The organism is Sphingomonas japonica, from assembly GCF_006346325.1.
GTDB classification, from domain to species: domain Bacteria; phylum Pseudomonadota; class Alphaproteobacteria; order Sphingomonadales; family Sphingomonadaceae; genus Sphingomonas; species Sphingomonas japonica.
Genome location: NZ_VDYR01000001.1, coordinates 1,827,963 through 1,837,222, shown reverse-complemented (window position 1 = coordinate 1,837,222; position 9,260 = coordinate 1,827,963). Strand labels below are relative to the sequence as shown.

Below are 9,260 nucleotides of genomic sequence, written 5' to 3'. Positions count from 1 at the left end.
GGCCGGCTCAATAGTAAGCGAACGCGCCGCAGCGGCGGTTCTGCCAGACGTTGCGCTTCCAGCATTTGGGATCGGCGAAATTGGCGGGCAGCGGGCGCTTGGGCGCGATATAGACGCCGCCCGGAAATTGCTGTTCGCCGGCCAGCACAAGCGAGTTGCGCAATTCACGCAGGCGCTGTGCGGCGACGTCGCCGAAGGTGCCGCGCGGAGCGAACACCACCTGTTGCCCCACTGATGCCGCGGTCTGGCAAAAGGTCAGCTGCGCAGCCACCGCCGAATAGCTTTGATAGACGCGCGTGCTATACTGGTCGAGCGCACCTTGCGCTTCCTTGGTGGTCTTGTTTACCCGCTTGAAATACCCGGTCAGCGTGTCGTAGCTCGCCTTGAGTTCATCGCGGTGATCGAGCAGCGCCGAGTTGTAATTGTCGAGCGTCAACAACGTCGGCGCGAACCCGCATTGCAGCGCCGCGACGTTCAGCGCGGCGCGCACGTTCCACACCATCGCGGCGCGCAATTCCTCCGGCTTCGCGTCAGGCAGCGTCTGACCGACAATGCCCGGTTCCGTCCCGGTGGCGCGCGGCCCCCGCAGATCCGGCGACTTGAAGAAGAATTGTGCCTGTGCAGGCGACGCGGCCAGCGCCCCCGTCATGCACAGGGCGGCAGCTAGCAAGGTACGCAACACGATCATCCTATCCTCTCGACCGGCACTTCGGTTTCCAAAGCGCTGGGGTTTGATGCGCTGATTAAGCACATTTTCGCGCGGTCCCAACAGCTTTTTCGGAAACGACGGCCGATATCCACGGCTGCTGTCACATGCCCGCCCGGGTGGGCGCAAAAAAAGGGGCCGCCCGGTCGCCCGGACGGCCCCTCCGCATCAAACCTGCTGTCGCGGGTCTGATTACATAGCGTTCGCCATGGTGTCGTTCGCCATCATGTCGTTCGACATCATCATGTCGTTCGACATCATCATGTCGTTCGCCATCATCATGTCATTGCCCATGGCGCCGTCGACGGCGGTCATGTTGTCGGTCATCGTGCCGTCCATCATCATGTCGGTCGAGTTCAGATCGGTGACGACCGTGTTGTCGGTGGCAGTCTCGGTGGTTTCACCGCAAGCCGACACCAGCAGCGCGGCGCTGGCGATCATCGAACCGGTCACGACCTTGGAAATAAGTGCACGCATTGGAAAGCTCCCTAGATAAATGGTGTTGAGCGGCATACTCGCCGTTTAATACCCAAACCGCGGTGGACATTAGTCGGTTCGCGCACGCCCCTCAAGCCTCGATTCATCGCTTGGGGGCGAGCGAACCCAGGAACGCAGGGAAACCAAACGCAAGTGCAGCATCGAAAGTTTCCATGGCGATGCTTTTTCCCAGCGATTTGGCGCTCGCTACCGGAAAGTCCGCAAGCCCGCACGGCACGATTCCGCCAAAGTCCGATAGATTTGGGGCGATATTGATCGCAAAGCCGTGCAGCGTCACCCAGCGCTTTACCCGCACTCCGATCGCGCCGATCTTGGCTTCGCGGCCGTCCGCATCGGTCCAGATGCCGACGCGGCCCGGGACGGCAAAGGCGCAAATCCCGACGCGGGACAGCGACGCGATCAACCAGTCTTCGAGGGCGTGGACGAACGCGCGCACGTCGCGTCCGCGCCGGCCGAGGTCGAGCATCAGATAGCCGACGCGCTGTCCCGGCCCGTGATAGGTATAGCGGCCGCCGCGGCCGGTGGCATGGACGGGGAAGCGCGGATCGACGAGTTCGCGCGGATCGGCGCTGGTGCCTGCCGTGTAGAGCGGCGGATGCTCGATTAGCCAGACCAGCTCGCTCGCGGTGCCTTTTGCGATCGCGGCAGCGCGCTTCTCCATCGCCGCAACCGCGTCGGCATAGTCGGTCAGGCCCGGCTCGATGCGCCATTCGACCTCGCCGGGCACTAGCAGCGGATCGCCATGCTGCACATGCGGTGGCAAGTCGCGGTCGATTGGGCTAACGCACGTCACTCGAGGCAATTGAGGGTGGCACGAGCAATGGTCAAGACCGGGGGCGCGCGCGTCTCGATCGGCACGGTGTGGGACCGCACCACCGCCTTCGTCGCCGACCATCTCGCCGCCATCGTCCCGATCGCGCTGCTGACGATCTTCGTGCCCAGCTCGCTGGGCGGGGCGCTCGAAAGCGTGGCGACGCCGACGCATCTGGCGTGGGTGGTATCGCTTGCGGGGCTCGCATTGATGATCGTGTCGCTGCTGGGCCAGCTCGCCCTGACCGCGCTGGTGCTCGACCCGGCGGCGGGCATGGGCGCGATTGGTCGCGGGCTGGCGCGGCTGTTGCCGGCGTTCGGCGTGTTCCTGGTAGTATTGCTCGGCATGTTGGCGTTGGCGCTGCCGATCGTCGGCATCGCCTTCGTCTATGGTGCGGTGCTGCCGTCGGATCCGGCGGCGATGTCGATGTCGGGAATGCCGGAAGGGGCGGCGGGGCCGATCCTGCTCTATGCGATCGCGTTGATCGCGGTCGTCATGTGGGTGACTGCACGGCTGTTCGTCGCGACGCCGGCCATCGTCGCCGAACGGCGCGGCCTGTCGGCGCTCAAGCGCTCGTTCCAACTGACGCGCGGCACGACCTGGAAGCTGATCGGCGTAATCCTGCTGTACGGGATCGTGGTGCTGGTCGCGACGCTGGCGGCGCAGAGCCTGTTCGGCGCGATCTTTGCGCTCACCGCGGGCAGCGGCGATGGCGGCGAACTGAGCCTCGCCAAGGTACTGACGGCGGTGGTCGTGTCGCTGGTGACGACGGCGTTCACGGTGCTGCAGGCGGTATTCGTCGCGCAATTCTATATCGCGGCGGTGGGCGCGGTGCCCGCCGCGCATGCCGTGCCGGAAGACTCGTCCGACCTGCCATGACCTTCGGCTTTCGAGACCTGTACCGCGACGCCTGGGCGCTGTGGCAGCGCGACCGCGCCGCGATCCTGCCGCTGGCCGGGCTGTTCCAGTTCGTTCCGCAATGGGGGCTGCTGATGCTGGTTCCCTCCGCGCCGTCGGCGCCAGAGACGGTCGACGCGGCAGCGATGGAGGCATTCACCGCTGCGTTCACGGCATGGATCGGTGCGCACGGGCTGTGGTTCGTCGCGGGGTTTGCGCTGGCGCTGTTCGGCACGCTCGCGATCGTCGCGATCGAGGTCGATCGCCGCGCGGCCACGGTCGGACAGGCGATGCTCCATGCCGGCGGGCTGGTGCTGCGCTATTTCCTCGCCAGCCTGCTGGTCGTGCTGCCCGCCAGCCTGCTGGTCGGACCGGCGCTGGCGCTGCCGGCCGGATCGCTGCTGCTGGGCATGGTCGTCGTCTGGCTGCTGGCGCGCACCATGCTGATCGCCAGCATCATCGTCGCCGAGCGACCGGTCGGCGCGGTCAAGGCGATTACGCTCAGCTGGCGCCGGACCAAGGGTCGCGGCCTGATGCTGGCAAGCGTGCTGGCGGTCGCGATCGTCGGCGGGCAGGCAGTGGCGGGCGCGGTGATGCGGATCGCCGAGCCGATCGCCGCGTCACCGGTGGCGATGGCCGCGATTTCGGGGATCGCCGCGCTGGCGATGACCGCCGCGTCGCTGGCGTCGGCGCTGTTGGGAGTAGCGGCTTACCGGCGCTTGCCGGTTCTGGTCTGATCCGCCTGCGCGGTTGCCACCTTCCCCAATAAAGGGACCTGAGGCGCGGTTTCCGGCGGCAGCACGCCGATCGCTCGCGGATCGGGGAAGGTCTCGAGCGTGCGCTTGGTCGCGGTAAAGCCCGCTCGGACGTAGAAGCCCAGCGCGGCGGGGTGATCGAGCGAACAGGTGTTTACACGGACGAAGCCGACACCGGGCCGCCAGGCGAGTGCCATCGCCAGTGCCATCAACCACCGGCCGTAGCCGCGGCCGGTAAGCTCCGGCACCAGTCCGAAGAAATCGAGTGCGCACCAGTCGGGCTCGGGATGGCTGAGTTCGAGCAGCCCGACCTCGATCCCGCCGCGATCGAGCACGGCGTGGACTTGCGTCTGTGTCCGATGCGTCGCCGCGATCAGCTGCGCATCGTCCATCGCCAACCGCGAATACCACAGCCACGGACTGCCGACACGCTCGAATAGGGCGCGATAGCGGGCGGGATCGGGCGCATCCCACCGCACCAGCCGCAGCGGCGCGTCGGGAAGCGGGGCGGGGCGGGGACGCGCGTGCATCTCGAGCGTCGTCACCACCGCCGCGACATGATCGTCGGTGACCGGGATCAGCGCCATGCCGAGCCTCTTTTCCTCAGTTCCACGTTGCCAGCGGCGGCAGGCTCATCAGGATGGCGTCGATGTTGCCGCCGGTCTTGAGGCCGAACAGCGTGCCGCGATCGTACACCAGGTTGAATTCGGCATAGCGCCCGCGCCATTCGAGCATCGCCGCACGGTCGGCGTCGTCGAAGGGCGTGTTCATGCGCTTGCGCACGATCGCCGGATAGGCGGCGAGGAAGGCGCGCCCGACATCCTGGGTGAAGGCGAGGTTGGCGTCGAAATCGCCTTCCAGATGGTCGTAAAAGATGCCGCCGACGCCGCGATGGACACCGCGGTGCGGGATGAAAAAATATTCGTCGGCCCATGCCTTGAACCGGTCGTAATAGTCGTCGCCATGCGCATCGCACGCCGCCTGCATCTCGGCATGGAAGGCGGCGGTGTCGTCCGGATAGGGCAGCGGCGGATTGAGGTCGGCGCCGCCGCCGAACCAGCGCTTGGTGGTGTTCAGGAAACGGCAGTTCATGTGCACGGCCGGGGCATGCGGGTTGGCGAGATGCGCGACCAGGCTGATGCCGGTCGCAAAGAAGCTGGGGTCCTCGCCCGCGCCGTGGATTGATTTGGCGAAGTCACCTTCGAAGCTGCCGCCGACGGTCGAGACATTGACGCCGACCTTTTCGAACACACGCCCCTTCATCACCCCGCGAACTCCGCCGCCACCAGGTTCGCCTGAGGGATCAGTACGATCCCATGCGGTATAATCGAACGTCGCATCGGACCCTGCCTCACGCTCGATCGCCTCGAATTCGGCGCAGATCAGGTCGCGGAGTTGTTCGAACCAGGCGCGCGCGGCGGATTGTTGCGGGTCGAGGGGGGGCATGGCGTATCTTCAGCACGAAGTCGGCGCAGTTGGCCAGCCCCCAATCTGGCGCAGCGCTTCGCCAAGCACGATTGCGCCTGCCACCGCGACGTTGAGCGAGCGCATGCCGGGCCGCATCGGGATCACCACGCGGGCGTCGGCGGCGGCGTGGACTTCGGGCGGGACGCCCGCACCTTCGGAACCGAGCAGCAGCGTATCGCCGCGTGCGAACGTCATCGCGTCGATCCGGGTCGCGCCGGTGGTGGTCAGCAGCACCAGCCGTCCCGGAATGGCGTTGCGAAACGCGTCCCAATCGACGTGCCGCACGACCTCGGCGGACCCGGCATAATCCATCCCCGCTCGCGCCAGCGCGCGGTCGCTCCACGCAAAGCCCATCGGTTCGATCAGGTCGACGCCGATGCCAAGGCATGCGGCAGTGCGAAGCATGGTGCCGACGTTCCCGGCGATATCAGGCTGGAACAGGGCAATGCGCATCGGTGAGCGGCGTAGCCAGCGGGGCGGCGATCCCGCAACCCGGAAATTTGGGCTGGCAACTGCCACGCTTCGACGGTATCGGGGGTGAAGCCGCGGGCATCCCCCGTCCGGCTTGGTGCGGCGTGGCGTTGCCGTGCCGTTCCCCTCAGGGCTTTCACGCCACCGTTTCGATGTGCAAGGGCAGATTGCATGGCTACCGCTGATACAACGCTTCCGGCCGGCGCGCCGCATTCGGCAGACGACGTCGTCGCCGATCCGCGCCGCCGCGACTATATGCAGATCGGCGCGGTCGCGTTCGCCGGCATCGGTGCGGGCGTGATCGCGCTGCCGCTGATCAATTCGATGAACCCTTCGGCCGACGTGCTGGCGCTGTCATCGACGCAGGTCGATCTCTCGGCAATCCAGCCGGGCCAGTCGATCAAGGCCGAGTTCCGCAAGCAGCCGTTGTTCGTGCGTAACCTGACTCCGGCGGAAATCGCCGCCGCCGGTGCGGTGCCAGCCGACAGTTTGCGCGATCCGCAGACGCTGGAGGAGCGCACCAAGGCGGGCAAGACCAACTGGCTGGTGACGCTGGGGGTTTGCACGCATCTCGGCTGCGTGCCGCTGGGCGCGGGCGAAGGCGAGAACAAGGGGCCGTTCGGCGGGTATTTCTGCCCGTGCCACGGTTCGGCCTACGACACTGCCGGGCGCATCCGTTCCGGCCCCGCACCGCTCAACCTGGCGGTGCCCGAATATGAATTCACATCCGACACCGCGATCACGGTAGGCTGAGGAATAGCGACATGAGCTTCCCCTGGGCAAAGCAGTATGAGCCGAAGCATCCGACGATGCAGTGGCTCGATAGCCGTCTGCCGCTGCCGCGGTTCGTCTACAATGCGGTCGGCGCTGGGTATCCGGTGCCGCGCAACCTCAACTATTTCTGGAACTTCGGCGTGCTCGCCGGGGTCGCCCTGGTGTGCCAGATCGTCACCGGCATCGTGCTGGCGATGCATTTCTCCAGCGACGCGGCGACCGCATTCACCTCGGTCGAGCATATCATGCGCGACGTGAACGGCGGCTGGTTCCTGCGCTATGCCCACGCCAATGGCGCGTCGATGTTCTTCATCGTCGTCTATATCCATATCTGCCGCGGTCTCTATTACGGGTCGTACAAAGCCCCGCGTGAGATGATCTGGCTGCTCGGCGTCGTCATCTTTCTGTTGATGATGGCGACGGCGTTCATGGGCTATGTCCTGCCTTGGGGACAGATGAGCTTCTGGGGCGCGCAGGTCATCACCGGCTTCTTCTCGGCGATCCCGGTGGTCGGCGACAGCATCCGCATCTGGCTGCTCGGCGGCTATGCGCCCGACGCCGCCACGCTCAACCGCTTCTTCTCGCTCCACTATCTGCTGCCGTTCGTGATCGCCGGCGCGATCATCCTGCATATCTGGGCGCTGCACATTCCCGGGTCGAACAACCCGACCGGCGTCGATGTGAAGGGGCCGCAGGACACGGTTCCGTTCCACCCCTATTACACGGCCAAGGACGGCTTCGGGCTGGGCATCTTCCTGCTGGTGTTCGCAGCGCTGATCTTCTTCTCGCCGAACCTGCTGGGGCACCCGGACAACTACATCCAGGCCAACCCGCTCTCGACCCCGGCGCATATCGTTCCCGAATGGTATTTCCTGCCCTTCTACGCGATCCTCAAGTCGTTCACCTTCGACTTCATCCTCACCGCCAAGTTGTGGGGCGTGCTCGCGATGTTCGGGTCGATCCTGCTGCTGTTCTTCCTGCCGTGGCTCGACAGTTCGCCGGTGCGCTCGTCCAACTACCGCCCGGTCTATCGCTGGTTCCTGATCGTGCTGCTCGCCGACGTGTTCCTGCTCGGCTATGTCGGCGGCGCGGAAGCGACGGCCCGCAACGTGATCCTAGGTCAGATCGCCACTACCTATTATTTCCTCCACTTCCTCGTCATCCTGCCGATCGTGTCGGCGATGGAACGTCCGCGTCCGCTGCCCAACTCGATCACCGAGGCGGTGCTGAAGGGCAAGGGCGGCACCGCTCCGACCAAGTCGGCGGTCGAGGGCAATATGGTTCCGGCCGAGTAAGGGACGCACAAGGCTATGCTTCGCAAACTGATCGGTCCGATCATCGGACTGGGCTTCGTCTTCGTGCTGCTGCTGAGCCTCGGCACGACCGTCTATTCGGCCGTCACCGAGCCCGCCGCCGAAACGGTGGAACATGAATTCCACAAGGAACCGCGCCATCTCGACATCGCGTCGAACGGCTTGATGGGCAAGTTCGACCGCGCGCAGCTCCAGCGCGGGCTGCAGGTCTACAAGGAAGTCTGCTCGGCGTGCCATTCGCTCAAGCTGGTGTCGTTCCGCAACCTTGCCGATCTTGGCTATACCGAGGCCGAAGTCGCCGGGTTCGCCAAGGGCTTCCAGGTGCCGTCGATCAATCCCGAAACCGGGGAAACGGCAACGCGCGACGGTCTGCCCGCTGACCGCTTCCCGCTGATCTACCCGAACGAGGTCGCCGCGCGCGCGGCCAACAACAACGCCATTCCGCCCGATCTGTCGCTGATGACCAAGGCGCGCGAGGAAGGTCCGTCGTACATCTATTCGCTGCTGACCGGCTATCAGGCGCAGCCTGCCGAACTGCTTCAGAAGTTTCCGAATGCAGTGACGCCGCCGGGACTGCACTATAATCCGTACTTCCCGACGCTGAACCTGGCGATGGCACCGCCGCTGGTCGCCGACAATCAGGTGACCTACGCCGACGGTACCCCGGCCACGATCGATCAGATGGCGAAGGACATTGCCGCGTTCCTGGTGTGGACGGCGGAACCCAAGCTGGAAGCACGGCATCAGGGCGGGCTGGCCGCGATCATCTTCATCCTGATCTTCACCGGATTGGCGTTCGGCGCCTATCGCAACATCTGGCGCGGCGTTAAGCATTGATCGAGCTTCGCTAGACCCGAACCCTGAACAGCCGGAGCCACCGTGTTCCGGCTGTTTTTCGTTGGAAGGCCTGGACCATGACCGCATCCGACCGCCTGCGCGGCCTGATCCGCACGATCCCGGACTTTCCCAAGCCCGGAATCCATTTTCGCGACATCACCACGCTGCTGCTCGATGCCGAGGGGCTGCGCCTGGCGGTGGACACCATGGCGGGGCAGCTCACAGGGCCGTTCGACCTCGTCGCCGGGATCGAGGCGCGCGGCTTTGTCTTCGCCCCGGCGCTTGCGCTGAAACTGGGGGCGGGGGTGCTGCTGATCCGCAAGGACGGCAAGCTGCCCGGAGCGACGATCGCCGAGGATTATGCGCTCGAATACGGGACCGATCGCATCGCCATGCATGCCGATGCCTGTGCGCCGGGAGCGCGCGTGCTCCTCGTCGATGATCTGATCGCCACCGGCGGAACGGCGCGCGCAGCGGTGCGGCTGCTGCGCAAGGCGGGGGCGCATGTCACCCAGGCAGCGTTCGTCATCGATCTGCCCGATCTGGGGGGCGCCGCCGCGCTGCGCGGCGATGGTATCGCCGTATCGTCACTCGTGGCATTTGCCGGGCACTGACAGGCTCGGCGGAACCATCGCGATCCATCGTTGGTTTGCAACCTATTGACGGTTCACGACGCATTCAGTGCGCTGATGTCTAACTGGGCCGTACTCCGCGTACATTGGAGGAGGGTT

At 65.5% G+C, this 9,260-nt stretch carries 12 protein-coding genes; 6 read left to right on the top strand and 6 right to left on the bottom strand.

Annotation, left to right across the window (positions count from 1 at the left end; translation table 11 throughout):
* Nucleotides 1-7: 7 nt before the first annotated feature.
* The 3 genes from FHY50_RS09085 to lipB form a co-directional block, all read right to left on the bottom strand.
* Nucleotides 8-688, bottom strand: coding sequence for a hypothetical protein (locus FHY50_RS09085; protein WP_140048145.1), 681 nt, complete (start codon nucleotides 686-688; stop codon nucleotides 8-10).
* Nucleotides 689-898: 210 nt separating this feature from the next.
* Entirely contained in the window at nucleotides 899-1,183 is a 285-nt protein-coding gene (locus FHY50_RS09080; RefSeq protein ID WP_140048144.1) for a hypothetical protein, read from the bottom strand.
* 103 nt (nucleotides 1,184-1,286) lie between these two features.
* Nucleotides 1,287-1,967: a lipoyl(octanoyl) transferase LipB gene (gene lipB / locus FHY50_RS09075; protein ID WP_243846609.1), complete on the bottom strand. Its 681-nt coding sequence runs from the start codon at nucleotides 1,965-1,967 to the stop codon at nucleotides 1,287-1,289.
* A 57-nt stretch (nucleotides 1,968-2,024) separates the two neighbouring features.
* Between lipB and FHY50_RS09070 the strand changes: the two genes are divergently transcribed.
* Together FHY50_RS09070 and FHY50_RS09065 are read left to right on the top strand one after the other, a co-directional pair.
* The gene (locus tag FHY50_RS09070) at nucleotides 2,025-2,894 is read left to right on the top strand and encodes a glycerophosphoryl diester phosphodiesterase membrane domain-containing protein (protein WP_166745412.1); all 870 of its coding nucleotides are present in this window, start codon (nucleotides 2,025-2,027) and stop codon (nucleotides 2,892-2,894) included.
* On the top strand, nucleotides 2,891-3,649 hold the full coding sequence (locus FHY50_RS09065; protein ID WP_140048141.1) for a hypothetical protein: 759 nt from the start codon (nucleotides 2,891-2,893) through the stop codon (nucleotides 3,647-3,649). The genes FHY50_RS09070 and FHY50_RS09065 overlap by 4 nt, the downstream gene beginning before the upstream one ends.
* Here FHY50_RS09065 and FHY50_RS09060 read toward each other — a convergent pair.
* Genes FHY50_RS09060 through FHY50_RS09050 form a run of 3 tightly spaced genes read right to left on the bottom strand, consistent with a single transcriptional unit; the run spans nucleotide 3,622 to nucleotide 5,587 of the window.
* Complete coding sequence (locus FHY50_RS09060) at nucleotides 3,622-4,254, bottom strand: GNAT family N-acetyltransferase (protein ID WP_140048140.1); 633 nt, start codon at nucleotides 4,252-4,254, stop codon at nucleotides 3,622-3,624. The genes FHY50_RS09065 and FHY50_RS09060 overlap by 28 nt on opposite strands.
* A 16-nt stretch (nucleotides 4,255-4,270) precedes the next feature.
* Complete coding sequence (gene hemF, locus FHY50_RS09055; RefSeq protein ID WP_140048139.1) at nucleotides 4,271-5,113, bottom strand: oxygen-dependent coproporphyrinogen oxidase; 843 nt, start codon at nucleotides 5,111-5,113, stop codon at nucleotides 4,271-4,273.
* 9 nt (nucleotides 5,114-5,122) lie between these two features.
* Nucleotides 5,123-5,587, bottom strand: a complete 465-nt coding sequence (locus FHY50_RS09050) for a tRNA (cytidine(34)-2'-O)-methyltransferase (RefSeq protein WP_140048138.1) — start codon at nucleotides 5,585-5,587, stop codon at nucleotides 5,123-5,125.
* A gap of 189 nt (nucleotides 5,588-5,776) precedes the next feature.
* Here FHY50_RS09050 and petA point away from each other — a divergent pair, with 189 nt between their 5' ends.
* From petA to FHY50_RS09030, 4 genes are all read left to right on the top strand, one after another.
* Nucleotides 5,777-6,358: a ubiquinol-cytochrome c reductase iron-sulfur subunit gene (gene petA, locus FHY50_RS09045; RefSeq protein ID WP_140048137.1), complete on the top strand. Its 582-nt coding sequence runs from the start codon at nucleotides 5,777-5,779 to the stop codon at nucleotides 6,356-6,358.
* Between the two features lie 11 nt (nucleotides 6,359-6,369).
* Nucleotides 6,370-7,674 carry a cytochrome b gene (locus FHY50_RS09040; protein WP_140048136.1) on the top strand — a complete coding sequence of 435 codons (1,305 nt, stop codon included), beginning with the start codon at nucleotides 6,370-6,372 and terminating at the stop codon, nucleotides 7,672-7,674.
* A gap of 15 nt (nucleotides 7,675-7,689) precedes the next feature.
* Entirely contained in the window at nucleotides 7,690-8,529 is an 840-nt protein-coding gene (locus tag FHY50_RS09035; protein ID WP_140048135.1) for a cytochrome c1, read from the top strand.
* A gap of 77 nt (nucleotides 8,530-8,606) precedes the next feature.
* Entirely contained in the window at nucleotides 8,607-9,143 is a 537-nt protein-coding gene (locus FHY50_RS09030; protein WP_140048134.1) for an adenine phosphoribosyltransferase, read from the top strand.
* Nucleotides 9,144-9,260: the final 117 nt, after the last annotated feature.

Bases quoted from the DNA above. Each gene is read 5' to 3' on its own strand.
- hemF (WP_140048139.1), bottom strand. From the start codon at position 5,113: ATGCCCCCCCTCGACCCGCAACAATCCGCCGCGCGCGCCTGGTTCGAA.
- FHY50_RS09060 (WP_140048140.1), bottom strand. From the start codon at position 4,254: ATGGCGCTGATCCCGGTCACCGACGATCATGTCGCGGCGGTGGTGACG.
- FHY50_RS09030 (WP_140048134.1), top strand. From the start codon at position 8,607: ATGACCGCATCCGACCGCCTGCGCGGCCTGATCCGCACGATCCCGGAC.
- FHY50_RS09035 (WP_140048135.1), top strand. From the start codon at position 7,690: ATGCTTCGCAAACTGATCGGTCCGATCATCGGACTGGGCTTCGTCTTC.
- FHY50_RS09070 (WP_166745412.1), top strand. From the start codon at position 2,025: ATGGTCAAGACCGGGGGCGCGCGCGTCTCGATCGGCACGGTGTGGGAC.
- petA (WP_140048137.1), top strand. From the start codon at position 5,777: ATGGCTACCGCTGATACAACGCTTCCGGCCGGCGCGCCGCATTCGGCA.
- FHY50_RS09040 (WP_140048136.1), top strand. From the start codon at position 6,370: ATGAGCTTCCCCTGGGCAAAGCAGTATGAGCCGAAGCATCCGACGATG.
- FHY50_RS09085 (WP_140048145.1), bottom strand. From the start codon at position 688: ATGATCGTGTTGCGTACCTTGCTAGCTGCCGCCCTGTGCATGACGGGG.
- FHY50_RS09050 (WP_140048138.1), bottom strand. From the start codon at position 5,587: ATGCGCATTGCCCTGTTCCAGCCTGATATCGCCGGGAACGTCGGCACC.
- FHY50_RS09065 (WP_140048141.1), top strand. From the start codon at position 2,891: ATGACCTTCGGCTTTCGAGACCTGTACCGCGACGCCTGGGCGCTGTGG.
- FHY50_RS09080 (WP_140048144.1), bottom strand. From the start codon at position 1,183: ATGCGTGCACTTATTTCCAAGGTCGTGACCGGTTCGATGATCGCCAGC.